Below are 19,011 nucleotides of genomic sequence, written 5' to 3'. Positions count from 1 at the left end.
AAGCAGAGTCTTGATCGCGAACTGCACGGCGCGAAGGCTGGGAGCAAGCAAGGCCTGCAAGGTAATGGGCACGAACAAGGACTCTCGGAGGGACTGAATAACCATAGTCGGGATCGCCACGAGTGGGCGCGAGCTAATTATTAGCTAGCTAACTAATTCCCGTCCAGCACTAAATCACGGGCATAAAAAAACGCCAGACTGGCTGGCGTTTTTGACAGGCTTTAACGGTTACGAACGGGCACGGGCCTGGTTGCGCAATGCCTTGACCTGATCGTGATTGCGTTGCACGCCGTGGTACTGGCGCTCCACCACATCACGAATACCCACCAGGTTGTGCTTGTTGATTTTCTCCAGCGCCTCTTTATAGGACTTCAAGGCATGGTCTTCACCACGCTCGGCCTCGTTGAGCACCGATTCCTCATCCTTGCCGGTCACCAGAGACTTGAGGTCGACCCAACGACGATGCAGATCGCCGCTGACGCTGGTGGAGGTTTCCGGATCGCCGCCCATGGAACGCACCACGGACTGCAGTTCGGCAGCGGCTGTAGCGCAATCGGTGGAGCGCTTGATGAACAGCGCCTTGAGTTCCGGGTGCTTGATGTCTTCGGCACAGGTCTTGAACCCTTCCTGACCATCCTTGCTGGTCTCGATCAGGCTGTTGAGCACCGAAATTGCTTCTTTGTTCAAGTCAGTCATTTTCTGGTTCCTTGCGGGTTAAGAGAGTTGAGTCAACTGCTGAGTTAACTGCTGAGCTAACCGTTGCACCCGCCATGCCAGACTTTGAATTTATATTTATTACTTATTTTTCAATAACTTAAGTTTTAATGGAAAATCTGTATCCGCGTTATTTGCATGATCTGTCATTTGGCCTGCATGCAGAATGCCTGTATTTTCCAAGGCGTTCGAATCACACGAAAATTGCGCCATGACCCCCGAGACACTTGAACTGCTGATCACCCGGGAAATGCCCTTCGGCAAGTACAAGGGCCGCATCCTGGCCGACCTGCCCGGCCCCTACCTGAATTGGTTCGCCCGGGAAGGCTTTCCCAAGGGCGAGCTTGGCGGCCTGCTGGCCCTGATGCAGGAGATCGATCACAACGGCCTGTCCGACCTGCTGGACCCGCTGCGCGCCAAGCACGGCAAACCCAAACCCCGCCACTGAAAAAGAGCCCACCATGCCAAGGACTGCAGCAACGCTTGCCCACGACGAAGACCATTGGCGTGCAATTGCCCGGCAATTCGACATCGAGTCCGGGCCGATCAATCTGGAGAACGGCTATTTCGGGCGCATGACCCGCAAGGTGGCCGAGGAGTACCAACACCATATCCAGTGGGTGAACCGCAGCAACTCGGTGCATGTGCGCCAGCGCTTCGAACAGATCGAGGCCCGGCAGATCCGTGGCCAGCTGGCGGAGCTACTGGAGGCCCCGGAGAATGCCGTGGCCCTCACCCGCTGTGCTTCCGACGCCCTGCAATCCCTGATCCGCAACTACAACCGCCTGCAACCGGGCGACCAGGTGCTGCTCAGCGACCTGGAGTACGACACAGTGAAAAGCGCGATGCGCTGGCTGGCCCGTCACCGGGGTGTCGAGGTGATAGAGATCGAGCACCAGCACCCTGCCAGTTTTGACAGCCTGGTCGACACCTATAAAAGTGCCTTCGAGCGTTACCCGCGACTCAAGTTGATGCCGCTGACCTATGTCACCCATCGCAGCGGACTGGTCATGCCAGTCCAGGCCATTGCCGCCGCCGCCCGGGAACACCAAGTCGACATCATTCTCGACGGCGCCCACGCCCTGGGCCAGATCGAGTTCGACCTGCCCCAGCTGGGCATCGCCTTTGCCGGCTTCAACCTGCACAAGTGGATCGGTGCGCCACTGAGTCTGGGCTTCATCTATATCCACCCGGAACGCCTGGAGGATATCGACCCGGACATGGGCGAGTTCCACTTCCCGGTCGACGACATCAGAGCCCGAACGCCCTACAGCACACCGAACATCCCGGCGCTGATGACCTTGCCCCTGGTGTTCGAGGAACATCGCGCCATGGGCGGTTCCGCGGCCAAGGGCGCACGCCTGAACTACCTGCGCGCGACCTGGACCGAAGCAGTCCGCAAGACGCCTGGGATCGAAATCCTGACCCCGCAAGACCCGCGCCTGTGCTGCGCCATCAGCGCCCTGCGCTTTACCCGCCACGCCGACCAGCAAGCCCTGGTGGAGCGCCTGCTGCGGGACTACAACCTGTTCGCCGTAACCCGCACCGGCGCCGGCTTTGGCCCCTGCATCCGCATCACCCCGGGGCTGGTGACACCTATTGAGCATATCCGGCACTTGATCGAAGCCGTGGGTGAATTGGCCAACCCATGACTCCTCTCCCCCTTGAGCGAAGAGGGAGTTTTTCTCCAGGCAAAAAAAAACGGTGCACCGACCAAGCGCACCGTAAAGCCGTAGAACACACCAACGAATCGAGTAAAGACTTCAGTCCAGCAGAGACAGGGCCTCGGCCGTGCACTCTTGAATGCGTGCCCAGTCGCCGTTCTTGATCCACTCGGGATCGAGCATCCAGCTACCGCCCACACACATCACATTCTTCAAGGCCATGTAGCTCTTGATATTGGCCGGGCCAACGCCGCCAGTCGGGCAGAATTTCACCTCACCAAACGGACCGCCCAGAGCCTTGATCGCCGCCACGCCACCGCTGACTTCAGCCGGGAACAGCTTGAAGCGACGATAACCCAGGGCATAACCCTCCATGATCCCGGAAGCATTGCTGATCCCCGGCAACAGCGGGATCGGGCTGGCCACACTGGCCTGCAGCAGGTCGCGGGTGATGCCCGGGGTGACGATGAACTGCGAACCCGCCGCTTCGGCCGCTGCCAGCATCTGCGGATCGAGTACGGTGCCGGCGCCGGTCACCAGTTCCGGGCGCTGCTCGCGCAGGATCTGGATGGCCTTGAGGCCGAACTGCGAACGCAGGGTCACTTCCAGGGCCGTCAGGCCGCCTGCCGCCAGGGCGTCTGCCAGTGGCAGCACATCCTGCTCACGGGCAATGGTGATCACCGGCAGAATCCGCGCCTTGGCGCAGAGGCTGTCGATCAGGGCAACTTTGTCCGCCATGGAAACGGTCGGGGGTAGGTTTGTCATAGCGGCTGATCCTTGGCTCATGGGCACCAGTAAATCTCTAACGGGGTTTGCAGGAAGGCGCGAATCGGCATTTCGGCAACAGCGTCACCGGCCAGCGCGGCACTCAGGGTGGTCAGCTTGGACTGACCGGAAATCGACAACAGCTGATTGCGGGCCGACGCCAGCAAGGCCCGGCTCATGCTCAGGCGCTGATGGGGCACGGTCGGCGCCAGCATTGGCCAGCAGCGACGGATGCCATCGACCCGAAGCGCCTCGTCCAGGTTCGGACTGTTGGGGAACAGCGAGGCGGTATGACCGTCATCGCCCATGCCCAGCACCAGCACATCGATACCCGGCAACTCGGACAACAGACGATCTGCCTGCCGGGCCGCTTCTTCCAGGTTGGCCGCAGCGCTATAGAGGCTGAGGAAGCTGGCCTTGGCCACCGGCCCCTGAAGCAGATAGCGCTTGAGCAGACCGGCATTGCTGTCGGCATGTTCCACCGGCACCCAACGCTCGTCCGCCAGGGTGATCAGTACCTTGGACCAGTCCAGCTCATGCTTCACCAGGGCCTGGAAAAACGCCACCGGGCTCCGGCCACCGGACACCACCAGAGTCGCGTTGCCGCGGGCGGCAATGGCCTCGCGCAGCAGCTCGACCACTCTCAGCGCCTGGCCTTCGGCCAACAGGGTCGGGCTGTGGAATTCGTGGGCGGCTACACCCGCCGGCAGTTGCAAATCAGATATCGCCATACCAAGACCTCCCGTCCCGCGTGATCAGTGCAATGGAACTCATCGGCCCCCAGGACCCGGCCGCATACGGCTTGGGCGCATCCCCGGACTTCTTCCACCCGGCGATCAACTGGTCACACCACTTCCACGCGGCTTCGATTTCATCTTTGCGGACAAACAGGTTCTGATTGCCGCGCATCACTTCCAGCAACAACCGCTCGTAGGCATCGGGAATCCGTGCACTGCGATAGGTATCGGAAAAATTCAGCTGCAACGGACCGCTGCGCAGTTGCATGCCCTTGTCCAGGCCTTGTTCCTTGGTCATCACCCGCAACGAGATGCCTTCGTCCGGCTGCAGGCGAATGATCAGCTTGTTGCTGATCTGCAGGCGCTGCTCGGGGGCGAAGATATAGTGCGACGGCTCTTTGAAGTGGATGACGATCTGCGACAGTTTCTGCGGCATGCGCTTGCCGGTGCGCAGGTAGAACGGCACCCCGGCCCAACGCCAGTTGCGGATATCGGCACGCAGGGCGACGAAGGTTTCGGTGTCGCTCTGGGTGTTGGAGTTTTCTTCCTCCAGGTAACCCGGCACCGATTGGCCCTCGCTGTGACCGGCAATGTACTGGCCACGCACCACCTGGGTGGTCAGGCCTTCCGGGCTGATAGGCGCCAGGGCCTTGAGCACCTTGACCTTCTCGTCACGGATGCTATCGGCGGACAGGTCGGCCGGCGGGTCCATGGCGATCAGGCACAGCAGTTGCAGCAAGTGGTTCTGGATCATGTCCCGCAGCTGGCCGGCCTTGTCGAAATAGCCCCAGCGACCTTCGATGCCGACCTTCTCGGCCACGGTGATTTCCACGTGGGAGATGTAGTTCTGGTTCCACTGGGTTTCGAACAGGCTGTTGGCGAAACGCAGGGCGATCAGGTTCTGCACCGTCTCCTTGCCCAGGTAGTGGTCGATCCGGTAGATGCGGTTTTCCGGGAAGAACTGCGCCACCGCGTCGTTGACCTTGCGCGACGAGTCCAGGTCCGAGCCGATGGGTTTTTCCAGGACCACGCGAGTGTGCTGGTTGAGCCCGACCCTGGACAGGTTCTCGCAGATCGCGCCATACACCGCCGCCGGGGTGGCGAAGTAGGCGATCAGGCGCTGTTCGCTGCCGGCGCGCTCGGCCAGGGCCACGTAGTCCTCGGCCTTGAGGAAGTCCACGTGCAGGTAGCTCAGGCGAGCGAGAAAAGTCTGCAGGACCGCGCTATCGATGTCCTTGTCGCCGACGTACTTGTGCAGCTCGGTTTCGATATGCGCCAGGTGCTCTTGCTCGGTGCCCGGCTCACGGGCCAGGGCCAGAATCCGCGTGTCGTCATGCAACAGACCGGCGGCATCGAGTTGGTACAAGGCAGGAAACAGCTTACGCAGCGCCAGATCGCCCAGCGCGCCGAACAAGGCAAAAGTGCAGGGTTCAACCGTTATCGAAGGCATGATGTTTGTTCTTTTATCAAGTTAAGCTACAAATACCTTTTTTCAAGGCATCACTCAAGGAAAAATGTAGTAATAAACACAACATTTTTACAAAATACAGATTCCAGGTGGTGGTCGATCCAGGCCATCAGTAGGATAGGCCACCTCTCAACTTCGCATTGCAGGCGCTTGTCGCGGCTCTGCCGCTGCGCCTGTCTAGCCGATCTAGGAAACTTTAATGGACCGAGTGCGAAATCTTCTGGAGCAGATCCAGAACCGCCTTGAAGAACTGAACAAGGCGGAACGTAAAGTCGCCGAAGTCATCCTGCTCAACCCGCAGCAGGCGACTCGCTTCAGCATCGCTGCGCTGGCCCAGGCCGCCTCGGTCAGCGAGCCGACGGTCAATCGCTTCTGCCGCTCGTTCGGTGTCAGCGGTTACCCGGAACTCAAACTGCAACTGGCCCAGAGCCTGGCCAGCGGCGCCGCGTATGTCAGCCGCGCCGTAGAGGCCGACGACAATCCCGAAGCCTACACACAAAAGATCTTTGGCAGTGCCATCGCCTCCCTGGACAGCGCCTGCCAGGCCCTGGACCCGAACCTGATCAGCAAGGCCGTTGACCTGTTGATTCAGGCGCGGCAGATCCACTTCTTCGGCCTCGGCGCCTCGGCCCCGGTGGCCATGGATGCATTGCACAAGTTTTTCCGCTTCAACCTGGCAGTGACGGCCCATGCCGACGTGTTGATGCAGCGCATGATCGCCTCGGTGGCCCACACCGGCGAATTGTTCGTGATCATTTCCTACACCGGCCGTACCCGCGAATTGGTGGAAGTGGCGCGCATTGCCCGAGAAAACGGCGCTTCGGTGCTGGGGCTGACCGCGGAAAACTCGCCGCTGGCCAAGGCCAGTACGTTGAGCCTGAACATCCCGCTGCCGGAAGACACCGACATCTACATGCCGATGACCTCGCGGATCATCCAGCTCACCGTGCTCGATGTGCTGGCCACCGGCATGACCCTGCGCCGTGGCGTGGACTTCCAGCCGCACCTGCGCAAGATCAAGGAAAGCCTCAACGCCAGCCGCTATCCGGTGGGCGACGAGTTCAATTGAGGTAGTCCCGTTCGCCGGCAAGCCGGCTCCTGCCCCGCAGCCCGCGCCTGCAAGCTCAGGTGCGCCTGCTCCCCCGGCGCCAGGCATAGGCTGTCGGTGCCCCCGGCAGCCGCTTCGACACAGACGAACCGCGACACCTCGTTCCAGCTCACCCCCAGCAAGGGCCGGGTGCCGGGATGCCAGACCACGGTGTCGGCATCGTCACCAGTATCAATGCACAGCTCCCGTTGCCAAGCGTGATCCTTGAGCTGCAATTCGCCCTCGTGCTGGAACACCCGCTGGCACCCGCCGTCGACCCGCAACTCGCCCTGCTGCTGACAGACCTGGCGGTTCAACTGGTCATAACCCTGTGCGCCATCGAGCCCAGACAGCGCTACCTCACCGACGTCACCAATACGCCAGTAGGCGTGCAAAGCCTGACTCAACTGGCAGGGTTCACTGTCTTGGTGCTCGGTACTCAGGCGCAGATCCATGCTCTGGCCCAGGTGCGCATGCAGGTCGACCTTCCAGTCACACAACTGCAATTGCCAGTGCAGGCGCACTCCGTCGTCAGCGTTGCTGCTGTCCAGCAGCTTCCAGTCCAGCAGCCGCGCCCAACCGTGGGACGGCCAGGCATTCTCGCTAGGGTGACGGCCATACCAGGGCCAGCACACTGGCACCCCACCACGGATCGCCCCCACTTGCGGCCACTTCGCAGCGCACCACAACCAGGGCTTCTGCCCGGCCGGCTGGAAGTGCAACAGCTGTGCGCCCTGGCGACTGAACACCGCCTGGCACAGCGGATGATCGATCACCAGCACGTCGCGCATCTGATAGCGCTCCCAGGCGAACACCGGGCGTTCGCGCAAGGATTTGAAAAAGCGTTGTAGCGGATGCTCATGCATGGGCCGCGGTCCTGAAAATCACTGCTGTCTCGATACTCATCAGGGGGACTCGCAATCCCCACAAAAAAAAGCGGACGGCCCAGGCCATCCGCAAAATGCGCACATAGAGAAGGAGCTTATCGCAACAGCCCTAGAACACCGACTGAATTTTCAGACCGGCCACCAACGCGTTATCCACTTCATCCACACCGCCCGGGTGAGTGATGTACTGCAGGTTGGGGCGCACGGTCAGCCAGTTGGTGACGTGGAAACCGTAGTTGATCTCGTAGTTGTATTCCGTATCGCGCAGCGGCATGTACAGCGCATTGTCGTAGTTGCTGATGCCGTTGTCCTCGTTGATCAGCTGGGCGTTCTTGCGCACATCGTCATTGACGTGGATACGAGCAAAGCCGATGCCCACGTCATCTTTCGGACGCGCATCGAACGGCCCCTTGTACACGAACATCAGCGACTGGTAGTTGTCGACGACGTTGGTGTCCTTGTCGTGGAAGGTGGCGTTGGCGGCGATGTTCAGACCACGGGAAGCATCACCGTTGTGGGTGGTGAGTTGCTGCTGCCCGACGAACCAGTAGCCGTGCTTGCTGTTGTGCACGCGATAGGCATCACCCGTGTTCGCGGCATCCTGACCGTTGACGTCCTTGCGCACATCATTGGCATCGGCCGTGCTCTTGTAGTAACCGACGCGGTACTCGCCCGGCAGGCTGTTGAGCTTGGGCGACCAGACCAGTTCCACCGGCAACACAGTGCCCTTGGTGCCGCTGCCGCTGAGCTTGAAGCCGTTGCCATGCTCCAGCTGCGAAGGGTTCTGGTTGTAGGCGCCGATCTGCGCATACAGCTCGGGGGTGATGTGGTACTTGATGCGCAACGCCGCCTGGCTGACCGGCCAGTTGTACCAGATGCCGGTGGCCCAGTTGCCCACCTGGGAGCCGCAGAAGGCCAGGTTCTGGAAGTCGCAGGGGAAGGTGTTGAAGTCTTCGCCTTCGCCGAAGTAACCGGCCTTGACGTCCAGCTTGCCGTCGAGGAACTGGTGCTGAATCCACAGTTGGGTCAGACGCACCATATGGCCACGGCCGTAAACCTCCTGGGAGGAGCTCAGGGTGCCGGCACGCGGGTCGCCGATGCGGTCGTTGGAAATGTTCTGACCGTTACGGTTGGTGAGCTGGATCTTGGCCTGGGTATTGTCCCAGCCCAGCAGCTTCTGCAGATCGAACGCCACGCCGAGGCCGAACTGGTCGCTGTAGCGCCCGGTCTTGTCGTCGTTGTAGCCGCCATGCAGGTTGGCGCCCATTTCACCGACGTAGTCGGCCTTGATGTCGATCCCCTGCTCGATCAGCCGGGTGCGCTCGCCGCCCCAGTCGCCGGTCATCCACTTGGAATCGGCGCTGAACGCCTCGTCAGCCATGGCATTGACGGACAGGACCAATGCCGCAGCCGCTGACAACTGGCAAAGCAGCCGGGTATTGCTGTGTTGCTTTTTCATCCCTACATCCTCGTCTTTATTGTTATTAACGATTTATCCAACGCGGTTTACAGCGGGTGCGACGGATGACAGGCCATCCGCCACGGATTCAACGTCCCTTGAACTGCGCCACGTTGCCGCTACGGGGCTCGGACACAGGCGCGCCGGCCGTTCCCAGGCGCTCGCCGCTCTGGGCATCGAACAGCAGCACTCGGGCCGGATCGAACTGCAGTGTCAGGGTTTCCCCGGCCTCGGGCGCCTGATCCGGAGCCAGGCGGCAGCAGACCTTGGTGCCATTGAGCGTGACGAATACCAGGGTGTCGGGGCCGGTGGGCTCGATCACCTGGACCTCGGCGCGCAGGGTGGGCAAACCGTTGGCTTCGGTGGGCGCCAGGGAAATCTGCTCCGGACGAATGCCGAGGATCACTTCACGGTCTTCAAGCCCCGCGTCCTGTATGCCCAGAGGCAGCTCGCAACGGGCCTGACCACTGTCCAGCAGGGCCAGCAGGCGGCCTTCCTGGCGTTGCAGGCGCAGGGGGATGAAGTTCATCGGTGGCGATCCGATAAAGCTCGCCACGAACAGGTTGGCCGGGTCGTTGTAGATCTGCTTTGGGGTACCGAACTGCTGGATGATCCCGTCCTTCATCACCGCCACTTTGTCGCCCAGGGTCATGGCTTCGATCTGATCGTGGGTGACGTAGACCGTGGTGGTCTTCAGGCGCTGGTGCATCAGTTTCATTTCGGTGCGCATCTCGACCCGCAGCTTGGCGTCGAGGTTGGACAGCGGTTCGTCGAACAGGTAGATCTTCGGCCGCCGCGCCAGCGCCCGGCCCATGGCCACCCGCTGTTGCTGGCCACCGGAGAGCTGGCCCGGCTTGCGGGTCAGCAGGTGCTCGATCTGCAGCAGCTTGGCCACCCGCGCCACTTCCGCGTCGATCTCGGCGCTGGGCATCTTGCGGATCTTCAGGCCGAAGGCGATGTTGTCGCGCACGCTCATGGTCGGGTACAGCGCGTAGGACTGGAACACCATGGCGATGTCTCGGTCCTTGGGGCTCATGCCGCTGATGTCGGCATCATCCACCAGGATCGCCCCGCCGCTGATGTTCTCCAGCCCGGCGATGCAGTTCATCAGGGTGGATTTGCCGCAGCCGGACGGGCCGACGAGGATCAGGAACTCACCGTCGTCGATCTTCAGCTCGATGTTCTTCAGGGTGTCCGGCAGGCCGGCACCGTAGGTCTTGTTGACGTTGCGTAATTCGAGAGTGGCCATGCTTTACCCCTTGACCGCGCCGGACGTCAGCCCGCGCAGGAAATACTTGCCGGCGAAGATGTAGACCAGCAGTGTCGGCAGCCCGGCGATCATCGCCGCCGCCATATCAACGTTGTATTCCTTGGCCCCGGTGCTGGTGTTCACCAGGTTGTTCAGGGCCACGGTGATCGGTTGCGCGTCGCCGCTGGCAAACACCACCCCGAACAGGAAGTCGTTCCAGATCTGGGTGAACTGCCAGATCAGGCAGACCATGATGATCGGCACCGACATCGGCAGCAGGATCTTGCCGAAGATGGTGAAGAACCCGGCGCCGTCCAGGCGCGCCGCCTTGACCAGGGCATCGGGGATGCTCACGTAGTAGTTGCGGAAAAACAGCGTGGTGAAGGCCAGGCCGTAGACCACGTGCACCAGCACCAGGCCGGTGGTGGTGTTGGCCAGGCCGAACTTGCCAAGGGTGAACGAGGCCGGCAGCAGCACGGTCTGGAACGGCAGGAAGCAGCCGAACAGCAGCAGGCCGAAGAACAGCTGGGAGCCGCGAAAGCGCCACATCGACAGCACGTAGCCGTTCATTGCACCGATGAACGTGGAAATCAGTACCGCCGGCACGGTGATCTTCACCGAGTTCCAGAAGTAGCCACCCACGGTGTCCCAGGCCTTGATCCAGCCGATGCCGTCCACCACCTGAGGCCAGCTCAGCAGGTTGCCGGTGCGGATGTCTTCAGGGGTCTTGAAGCTGGTGAGCAGCATCACCACCAACGGAATCAGGTACACCGCCGCCGCCAGCAACAGCGTGGTGTAGATGGCGATCCGACTGAAATTCAGGGTCGGCTTGGCGAGGGAGTTAGTCATGGCGCTTGCCTCGCAGCTCGGAGTACAGGTACGGCACCAGAATGGTCAGCACGGCCCCCAGCATCAGCATGGCACTGGCGGAACCGATGCCCATCTGGCCACGGCTGAAGGTGAAGGAATACATGAACATCGCCGGCAAATCGGAGGAGTAGCCCGGGCCGCCCGCGGTCATCGCCGCCACCAGATCGAAGCTCTTGATGGCGATGTGGGCGAGGATCATGAAGGCACTGAAGAACACCGGCCGCAGGCTCGGCAGGACGATCCTCAGGTAGATGGTCGGCAGGCTCGCGCCATCCACCTGGGCAGCGCGGATGATCGACTGGTCGACGCCGCGCAGGCCGGCGAGGAACATCGCCATGACAAAGCCCGAAGCCTGCCACACCGCGGCGATCACCAGGCAGTAGACCACCCGGTCCTGATCCACCAGCCAGTCCAGGCGAAAGCCTTCCCAGCCCCAGTCACGGAGCATCTTGTCCAGGCCCAGGCCAGGGTTGAGTAGCCACTTCCAGGCGGTGCCGGTGACGATCATCGACAGCGCCATGGGGTACAGGTACACGGTGCGGATGAAGCCTTCCTTGCGGATGCGCTGGTCCAGCAACACCGCCAGGAACACCCCCAGCACCAGGCTGATGGCGATGAACATGCCGCCGAAGAGCGCGAGGTTCTTGCTCGCCACCCACCAACGGTCGTTGTCCATCAACCGCAGGTACTGCTGCAGGCCGACCCACTTGTAGCTCGGCATGAAGCTGGAGTTGGTAAAGGACAGAATGAACGTCCAGATGATGTAGCCATAGAACCCCACCAGCACGATCACCATGCTTGGCGCCAGCACCAGCTTGGGCAGCCAGCGCTGCAGTGCGTCCAGGGGTGAGGCCTTGCTGAAAACCGCCACAGAGCTCATCGCAATAACCCGGTTGAAGAAATGGAGCCTCAGCCTGCAGGAGCCGGCTCGACAGCACACGACACGCTGTGCCGGGCACGGCGCTTCGCCGGCGAGCCGGCTCCTACACGGGGAGAGGTGGACAAGGAGCCGCAGGCGAACCTGCGGCGCCGGACCTTACTGCGCGGCCTTGACCGCCGAGGCCAGTTGCGCACTGGCCTTGGCCGGATCCGCATCCTTGTCGTTCATGAAGTTGGTCACCACGTCGAAGATCGCGCCCTGCACCGCCAGGGAAGTGGCCATGTTGTGCGCCATGCTCGGCTGCAGGCCGCCGGTCTTCTCGTCCGCCAGGAAATCCTTGGCCGCGGCTTGCGCACAGGAGTCGAAGCCCTCGGCGCTCATGGCATTGAGCATGTCGGTACGCACCGGGATCGAGCCCTTGTTGATGCTGAAGACCTTCTGGAAGTCCTTGCCCAGAGCGACCTTGGCCAGGTCTTGCTGAGCGGCGATATCACCTTTGCGATCGGCCTTGAGCTTGAACACCGCCAGGGAGTCGATGTTGTAGGTGAAGGCCTTGTCAGTGCCCGGGAACGGCACGCACTGGTAGTCCTTGCCGGCGACTTTCTTCGCCGCCGTCCATTCGCTCTTGGCCCAGTCGCCCATCATTTGCATACCGGCCTTGCCGCCGATCACGTCAGCGGCAGCGATGTTCCAGTCACGCCCGGCGCGGTTGGGGTCCATGTAGCCGGTGATCTTCTTCAGCTCGGTGAAGGCCTTGGTCATTTCCGCGCCGGAGAGGGTTTTCTGATCCAGGTCCACCAGGGCTTTCTTGTAGCCCTCGGCGCCCATCACCGACAGCACCACGTCTTCGAACACGGTGCTGTCCTGCCACGGCTGGCCACCATGGGCCAGGGCAATGAAGCCCGCAGCCTTGAGCTTGTCACCGGCGGCATAGAACTCTTCGAGGGTGGTCGGAGCCTTGTCGATCCCGGCCTTCTTGAACACTTCAGGGTTGATCCACAGCCAGTTGACCCGGTGGATGTTCACCGGCACCGCGACGTAGTCACCTTCGTACTTGACGGTATTGGCCACCTTGGACGAAAGCAGGCCGTCCCAGTTTTCCGCCTTGGCCACGTCCTTGAGGGTGTCGGTGCTGAGCAGGCCGGTGCTGCCCCACTCCTGGATGTCCGGGCCCTTGATCTGCGCCACACCCGGCGGGTTGCCGGCCACGGCGCGGCTTTTCAGCACGGTCATCGCGGTGGAACCGCCACCACCGGCCACGGCGCCGTCCTTCCAAGTGAAACCGTCTTTTTCCACTTGGGCCTTGAGCACATCGACAGCGGCTTTTTCACCACCCGACGTCCACCAGTGGACGACTTCCACGGAACCTTTGGAATCGGCGGCGAGGGCACTCAGGGGAAACAGAGAGGCAAGGGAAATGACAGTGGCGAGGCGAGAAATCGCATTCATTTGAAGTACCTTTCTTGTTGTTATGCATGCAAGTCTGGTGCTTGCGCTGCACACGAGTCTAAACAGCCTAGTCGAACGTTCGGGTAACGAAGCGACGGGGAAATGTCACGACATGGTTACACAAGGCCCGGAACAGACGCTTGGGCCAAAGCCGAAGCCATGCTCGGCGCCAGGGGCAGACGCGGAATCAGCACGGCTTGCCAGGCGTGATAGAGGTCCGGCTTGCCGCCCCATATCTCGGCAGCCGGGCGGTTGTCGCTGCCCAGTTCGTGATGCCAGCTGCCCTGCTGGCGATCAATTAAATGCGCTTCGCAGAACTCCCAGAAAAGCCGGTACCAGGTCTCGTACTGCTCCTGGCCGGTGCGCCTGAGCAAGGCGCTGGCAGCGGCGCTGGCCTCGGCGTGGGTCCAGTGCAGGCGCTGGCGAACCACCGGCCGGTTGTCCCAGTCCAGGGTGTAGACAATGCCTGGGGCACCATCCACGTCCCAGCCGTTGCGACAGTTGCTCTGGAACAAACGTTGCGCATCCAGCGCCAGCCAACCCGGGGTCAACAGGCCGGCCTGGACCCGCGATGCTTCCAGGTGCAACAGCAGCCGGGCCCACTCGAAACCGTGGCCCGGCGTGGTGCCGAAGGGACGGAAGCCGTCGGCGGGGCAGGCCTGGTTGTAGTCCCGCACAGGCTGCCAGGACGGATCGAAATGCTCGATCACCATGAAGTCATTGGCTGCGGCGTGCTGATGGATCACGCGTTCGACGATGCGCAGCGCGCGGTTGAGCCAGCGCGGGTCCTGGGTGACATCGGCCAGGGCCAGAAAGGCCTCGGTGGCGTGCATGTTGCTGTTGGCGCCGCGATAGGCTTCCTGCTCGCTCCAGTCGCGACTGAAGGACTCGCCCATGGCGCCCTCCTCCTCGCTCCAGAAATGCCCGTCAATGACCCGGATCGCCTCCGCGAGCAAGGCCTCGGCACCGGGCCGCCGCGCCACCACTGCGGAGCTGGCGGCCAGGGCGACAAAGGCATGCAGATAGGCAGCCTTGGTGCTGTTGCCATCCGCCTGACCGGCCACGGCGAACCAGCCACCGTGCTCGGTATCACGCAACGGGCCCATGAGGGCGGCGATGCCGTGGTCCACCAACCCGGCGTAACCCGGCAGGCCCTGGATATGGGCCATGGCAAAGCTGTGGGTCATGCGCGCGGTGTTCATGGTTTCGGCCAGGGCGCCGACGGGCAGGCAGCCCTGGGCATCGAGGTTGCCGAAGCCTTCGGCGAGTCGTGAAGCCGTGGCGAAATCCAGCAGGCGCTGGCCTTCGGCGGCGAGCCAGGAATGGTGAGCGGGCGCGTTCAGCCAACTGCGCAGCGGCAGGGGGAGAGAGTCCATGAGTGACCTGTTGTTGTTTTTATCGAAGGCTTGAGTCTAATCAAGCCGCCGGCAACCGCAGGTAACGAAGGGCCCGAACAATGTCACCAAACGGTGACATTAATCTCCGTCCCGTAGGAGCCGGCTTGCCGGCGAAGAGGCCCTTGAGTGCTGTAGCGCCCTTGAGGACGCCTTCGCTGGCAAGCCAGCTCCTACACAAGCCAGCGCTTACAACGGCCGGCAGGTCAGTCGAAGGTCCGGGGCAGGTACAGGGTTACGCGCAGGCCGCCTTCGCGCAGGTTCTGCAGACTGACTTCGCCGCCATGGCTATGGGCAATGTTGCGCGCAATACCCAGGCCCAGGCCGTAGCCCTGCTGCTGGCCGGCCAGGCGGAAGTGCGGTTCGAAGACTTGCTCCAGGCGTTGCTCCGGTACGCCGGGACCTTCGTCGTCTACATGCAGGACAAAGCCGCTGTCGTCGTCTTCGATGTGCAGGTGGGCGTTCTGTCCGTACTTCAGGGCGTTGTCGATCAGGTTGCCCATGCAGCGCTTGAGTGCCAGGGGCTTGCCCGGGTAGCTGGCCAGGGCCCGGCCCTGTTGGGTCACGCGGCCATTGCCGTTGGGTGCCAGGTACGGCTCCACCAGGCAGTCGAGCACCTGATTGAGGTCCACCGGCTCGATGTTCTCGTGGATGTCGGTGTCCTTGACGCACTGCAGCGCGCCTTTGACCAGCAGCTCCAGTTCGTCCAGGTCGCGGCCGAACTTGGCTTGCAGTTGCTCGTCCTCCAGCAGTTCCACCCGCAGGCGCAGGCGGGTAATGGGGGTGCGCAGGTCATGGGAGATGGCACTGAACAGTTGGCTACGCTCGGTCAGGTAGCGACTGATGCGTTCGCGCATGCTGTTGAAGGCCCGCCCGACTTCCACCACCTCACTGCCGCCACCCTCCGCCACCGGCTCGACATCAGCGCCCAGGGACATGTCCCGCGCCGCCCGGGCCAGGCGCTTGAGGGGCCGGCTCTGCCAGTGCACCAGCAGGCCGATGAACAGCAGCAGAAAACCGCTGGTGAGGAGGATGAACCATACCTGCTGCGCCGGCAGGCCCTGTTCTTCCAGGCTGGTGTAGGGCTCGGGCAGCAGCGAGGCAATGTACAGCCACTCGCCCGGGGCCATCTGGATCTGGGTCACCAGCACCGGCGGATTCACCGGTTCCAGGGTCAGGGCGTAATGGGCCCAGGAGCGGGGCAATTCATCGAGCTTGAGGCCGCCATTGAAGATCCGCAGATCATCGGGGCTGACAAAGGTCACGGAAATGTCCGCGGCGTTGCCCAGGGACTGGCGCAGCACTTGCTCCACCGCCTGCAATACCGCCTCTTTACGCGGGGTGGCGGGCAGCACCTGCATGCCCAGGGGCTTGTCATTGAGGGTCACGACAAAACGGGTACCGCCCATGCTGCGCAATTGGTCGAGCACCAGGGGGCGATAAGCCACCGGCAGCGAACGCAGGTAGCTGACGCTGGCGGTCATCGAGTGAGCCAGGCTGCGGGCACTGGTCACCAGACCCTCAAGCTGGGTAGCGCGCAATTGTGAAACCCAGATCACGCTGGACAGGGCCTGGGCGAACAGCACCGCCAGCAGGGTCAGCAGGAGCATGCGGCCCAGTAGAGAGCGGGGCATCGGCACCCGCCGCAACACTCCGCGCAACGCCTCAGTGACCATTGCCGGCAACCACATTGGCTGCCAATTGATACCCACTGCCACGCACGGTGCGGATCAGCCGCGGCGGCTTATCCGTGTCCCGCAGACGCTGGCGCAGGCGGCTGACGGCCATGTCGACGATGCGGTCCAGGGGCATCAAATCGCGCCCGCGAGTGGCGTTGCCGATGGTGTCGCGATCAAGGATTTCCTGGGGGTGGTCGAGGAACAGCTTGAGCAGGGCGAAGTCGGCGCCGGAGAGGATCACTTCCTCGCCGTCGTTATGAAACAACCGGTGACTGATCACATCCAGGCGCCACTCGTCGAAGCACAGCACTTCGCCGGCAACCCGCTCCTGAGCGAACTGGGCGCGGCGCAGCAGGGCCTTGATCCGCGCCTGCAGTTCGCGGGGGCTGAAGGGTTTGCCCAGGTAGTCGTCGGCCCCCAGTTCCAGGCCGATGACCCGGTCGGCCTCGTCGGAACTGGCGGTGAGCATGATGATCGGCACCTGGCTGCGCCGTGGGTGCTGGCGAATCCAGCGGCACAGGCTGAAGCCGTCTTCGTCGGGCAGCATCACGTCGAGGATTACCAGGTCGCTGGGCGCCTCACTCAGGGCCTGGCGAAAGCCGGCACCATCGGCGGTCGTGCGCACCTGGAAACCGCAGCGGCTGAGGTAGGTTTCCAGCAGCTCGCGAATTTCCTGATCGTCGTCAACCAACAAAATCGACTTACTGACTGAACTCACCGGGGCCGTCCTTATTGTTAGGCAGGGAGCGCGATTATGCCTGATGGTGGGAGGCCCGTTACGGCCTCTTCGCCGGCAAGCCGGCTCCTACACCCTGCTGCCAGGCGTCAACCCTGGGCCTGTTCCAGCGCCACGCCGGCACCGGTCAGCCCGGAATAGGGCGCGGTCACCAGCCACACCGGGATGCCCTTGAAGTAGTCGCTCATGCAGCCCTTGTCGGCAAAACTCTTGGCAAAGCCGCTGTGGATGAAGAAGTCGGCGAAACGCGGAATCACCCCGCCGACGATATACACCCCGCCCCGAGCACCCGTGGTCAGTACATTGTTGCCCGCCACCCGCCCCAGCCAGCAGCTGAACTGCTCCAGCACTTCCCGGGCAATCGGGTCGCCGGCCAGCCCGGCAGCGGTGATGGCTTCCGGGGTATCGAGGCGCGGCTCATGGCCGTCCACCGCGCAGATCGCCCGGTACACCCGAGGCAATCCGCTGCCGCTCAGAGCGGTCTCGGCGCTGACATGGCCAATCTCATCGTGGATGTGCTGCCACAGTTGGGTTTCCCGCGAGCTGCTCAAGGGCAGGTCGACGTGGCCACCCTCTCCCGGCAAGGCCATGTAGCGGCCGTCACCTAAATTCAGCAGGGTGCCGACGCCGAGGCCGGTGCCCGGGCCGATCACCACCGCCGGACGCAAGGGTTCGGCGACTCCTTCGCAGACCACACGAAACTCATCGGGCTGCAAGCGGGTCATGCCCAGGGCCATGGCCGAGAAATCGTTGACCAGCAGCAACTGCTCCACCTGCAAGGCCTGGCAGAACGCCTGACGGCTCAGTCGCCAGTGGTTGTTGGTAAAGCGGAACTCGTCGCCGCTGACCGGACCGGCCACCGACAGGCATACCGAACCGATGGAGCCCAGGGCCAGGCCCTGGTCTTGCAGGTACGCCTTGATGGCGTCTTCCGGGCAGCGATAGTCCGCCGTTGCATGGACCTGGATCGCGTCCAGTTGCTGGTCCTTCCACAACGCGAAGCGCGCGTTGGTGCCACCGATGTCACCGACCAGGGCCAGTTTCAATTAAGCGTCTCCAGAGCAGAGGTAAAGGCGCTGGCGCCCTGCTCTGCCGAGCTGAAGGCCATGCGCATGAAAGCGAAGAGTTCGCGGCCGGTACCGACGTTGTTGCCCAACAGGCCCTTGGCCGGTTCCCGAGCGGCGAATTCTGCGGCGTCCACCTTAAGCTCAAGGGTGCCCTTGACGCCATCCACACGAATGATGTCGCCATCCAGCACCCGAGCCAGGGCCCCACCCACCTGGGCTTCGGGGCTGACATGAATCGCCGCCGGGATCTTGCCCGAGGCGCCGGACATGCGCCCGTCGGTGACCAGCGCCACCTTGAAGCCACGGTCCTGCAACACACCGAGGAAGGGGGTCATCTTGTGCAGCTCGGGCATGCCGTTGGAGCGCGGGCCCTGGAAGCGCATCACCGCGACGAAATCTTTCTCCAGCAGGCCGGCCTTGAAGGCATCGGCCAGGTCCTGCTGGTCCTGGAACACCACGGCTGGGGCTTCGACGACCTGATGCTCGGGAGCCACGGCGGAGACTTTCATCACCCCGCGGCCGAGGTTGCCTTCCATGACCCGCAAGCCGCCTTCCGGGGAGAAGGCCCGGGCCACCGGCCGCAGGATGTTTTCATCAAGACTTTCGATCGGGCCGTCGCGCCATACCAGCTTGCCGTTATCGAGGAACGGCTCCTGGGTGTAGCGGCTCAGGCCGCGGCCGGCCACGGTGTTGACGTCCTCGTGAAGCAGGCCGGCTTCCAGCAGCTCGCGGATCAGGAACGACATGCCGCCCGCTGCCTGGAAGTGGTTGATGTCGGCCTTGCCGTTGGGATAGACGTGGGACAGGGTCGGCACCACCTCCGACAGGTCGGCCATGTCCTGCCAGGTCAACTGGATACCTGCCGCCTGGGCAATGGCCGGCATGTGCAGGGTGTGGTTGGTGGAA

At 62.6% G+C, this 19,011-nt stretch carries 18 protein-coding genes; 3 read left to right on the top strand and 15 right to left on the bottom strand.

Annotation, left to right across the window (positions count from 1 at the left end):
• Positions 1–228: 228 nt before the first annotated feature.
• Positions 229–696: a ferritin-like domain-containing protein gene (locus tag BLX41_RS19365; RefSeq protein ID WP_123726183.1), complete on the bottom strand. Its 468-nt coding sequence runs from the start codon at positions 694–696 to the stop codon at positions 229–231.
• 229 nt (positions 697–925) lie between these two features.
• On the opposite strand from BLX41_RS19365, the gene BLX41_RS19360 reads away from it, so the two are divergent.
• Together BLX41_RS19360 and BLX41_RS19355 are read left to right on the top strand one after the other, a co-directional pair.
• Entirely contained in the window at positions 926–1,162 is a 237-nt protein-coding gene (locus BLX41_RS19360) for a DUF3820 family protein (RefSeq protein ID WP_025126856.1), read from the top strand.
• Between the two features lie 13 nt (positions 1,163–1,175).
• Positions 1,176–2,366 carry an aminotransferase class V-fold PLP-dependent enzyme gene (locus BLX41_RS19355; RefSeq protein WP_123726182.1) on the top strand — a complete coding sequence of 397 codons (1,191 nt, stop codon included), beginning with the start codon at positions 1,176–1,178 and terminating at the stop codon, positions 2,364–2,366.
• A 111-nt stretch (positions 2,367–2,477) separates the two neighbouring features.
• Here BLX41_RS19355 and BLX41_RS19350 read toward each other — a convergent pair whose 3' ends face one another.
• Genes BLX41_RS19350 through zwf form a run of 3 tightly spaced genes read right to left on the bottom strand, consistent with a single transcriptional unit; the run spans position 2,478 to position 5,330 of the window.
• Positions 2,478–3,143, bottom strand: coding sequence for a bifunctional 4-hydroxy-2-oxoglutarate aldolase/2-dehydro-3-deoxy-phosphogluconate aldolase (locus tag BLX41_RS19350; protein WP_042940567.1), 666 nt, complete (start codon positions 3,141–3,143; stop codon positions 2,478–2,480).
• Positions 3,144–3,160: 17 nt separating this feature from the next.
• A complete protein-coding gene (gene pgl, locus BLX41_RS19345) occupies positions 3,161–3,874 on the bottom strand; it encodes a 6-phosphogluconolactonase (RefSeq protein WP_123726181.1) in 714 nt (237 codons plus the stop codon).
• Positions 3,861–5,330, bottom strand: coding sequence for a glucose-6-phosphate dehydrogenase (gene zwf / locus BLX41_RS19340; protein WP_123726180.1), 1,470 nt, complete (start codon positions 5,328–5,330; stop codon positions 3,861–3,863). The genes pgl and zwf overlap by 14 nt, the downstream gene beginning before the upstream one ends.
• Positions 5,331–5,556: 226 nt before the next feature.
• Here zwf and BLX41_RS19335 point away from each other — a divergent pair, with 226 nt between their 5' ends.
• Complete coding sequence (locus BLX41_RS19335) at positions 5,557–6,417, top strand: MurR/RpiR family transcriptional regulator (protein ID WP_170001736.1); 861 nt, start codon at positions 5,557–5,559, stop codon at positions 6,415–6,417.
• Here the strand turns inward: BLX41_RS19335 and BLX41_RS19330 are convergent.
• From BLX41_RS19330 to BLX41_RS35755, 11 genes are all read right to left on the bottom strand, one after another.
• Positions 6,390–7,301, bottom strand: coding sequence for a D-hexose-6-phosphate mutarotase (locus BLX41_RS19330; protein WP_123726179.1), 912 nt, complete (start codon positions 7,299–7,301; stop codon positions 6,390–6,392). The two genes, BLX41_RS19335 and BLX41_RS19330, sit on opposite strands and share 28 nt — an antisense overlap.
• Positions 7,302–7,431: 130 nt before the next feature.
• Positions 7,432–8,781, bottom strand: a complete 1,350-nt coding sequence (locus tag BLX41_RS19325) for a carbohydrate porin (protein ID WP_123726178.1) — start codon at positions 8,779–8,781, stop codon at positions 7,432–7,434.
• A gap of 88 nt (positions 8,782–8,869) precedes the next feature.
• Positions 8,870–10,030, bottom strand: coding sequence for an ABC transporter ATP-binding protein (locus BLX41_RS19320; protein ID WP_123726177.1), 1,161 nt, complete (start codon positions 10,028–10,030; stop codon positions 8,870–8,872).
• Between the two features lie 3 nt (positions 10,031–10,033).
• Positions 10,034–10,879 carry a carbohydrate ABC transporter permease gene (locus BLX41_RS19315; protein WP_123726176.1) on the bottom strand — a complete coding sequence of 282 codons (846 nt, stop codon included), beginning with the start codon at positions 10,877–10,879 and terminating at the stop codon, positions 10,034–10,036.
• The gene (locus BLX41_RS19310) at positions 10,872–11,780 is read right to left on the bottom strand and encodes a carbohydrate ABC transporter permease (RefSeq protein WP_102860601.1); all 909 of its coding nucleotides are present in this window, start codon (positions 11,778–11,780) and stop codon (positions 10,872–10,874) included. The genes BLX41_RS19315 and BLX41_RS19310 overlap by 8 nt, the downstream gene beginning before the upstream one ends.
• A 156-nt stretch (positions 11,781–11,936) precedes the next feature.
• Complete coding sequence (locus BLX41_RS19305) at positions 11,937–13,229, bottom strand: ABC transporter substrate-binding protein (protein WP_123726175.1); 1,293 nt, start codon at positions 13,227–13,229, stop codon at positions 11,937–11,939.
• A gap of 116 nt (positions 13,230–13,345) precedes the next feature.
• Entirely contained in the window at positions 13,346–14,605 is a 1,260-nt protein-coding gene (locus BLX41_RS19300; protein WP_123726174.1) for a D-mannose isomerase, read from the bottom strand.
• A 224-nt stretch (positions 14,606–14,829) separates the two neighbouring features.
• Complete coding sequence (locus tag BLX41_RS19295) at positions 14,830–16,299, bottom strand: ATP-binding protein (protein WP_123726173.1); 1,470 nt, start codon at positions 16,297–16,299, stop codon at positions 14,830–14,832.
• Complete coding sequence (locus BLX41_RS19290) at positions 16,289–17,020, bottom strand: response regulator (protein ID WP_123726172.1); 732 nt, start codon at positions 17,018–17,020, stop codon at positions 16,289–16,291. The genes BLX41_RS19295 and BLX41_RS19290 overlap by 11 nt, the downstream gene beginning before the upstream one ends.
• Before the next feature lie 107 nt (positions 17,021–17,127).
• The gene (locus BLX41_RS19285) at positions 17,128–18,084 is read right to left on the bottom strand and encodes a glucokinase (RefSeq protein ID WP_123726171.1); all 957 of its coding nucleotides are present in this window, start codon (positions 18,082–18,084) and stop codon (positions 17,128–17,130) included.
• Positions 18,081–19,011, bottom strand: a 931-nt coding sequence (locus BLX41_RS35755) for a dihydroxy-acid dehydratase domain-containing protein (protein WP_259745013.1), incomplete at its 5' end; no start/stop codon positions are given. The genes BLX41_RS35755 and BLX41_RS19285, both read right to left, overlap by 4 nt.

The sequence above is a fragment of the Pseudomonas protegens genome (assembly GCF_003732485.1).
Lineage (GTDB): Bacteria > Pseudomonadota > Gammaproteobacteria > Pseudomonadales > Pseudomonadaceae > Aquipseudomonas > Aquipseudomonas protegens_B.
Note: the sequence above shows the minus strand (reverse complement) of the source record. Positions and strands in the feature narration are given on the sequence as shown.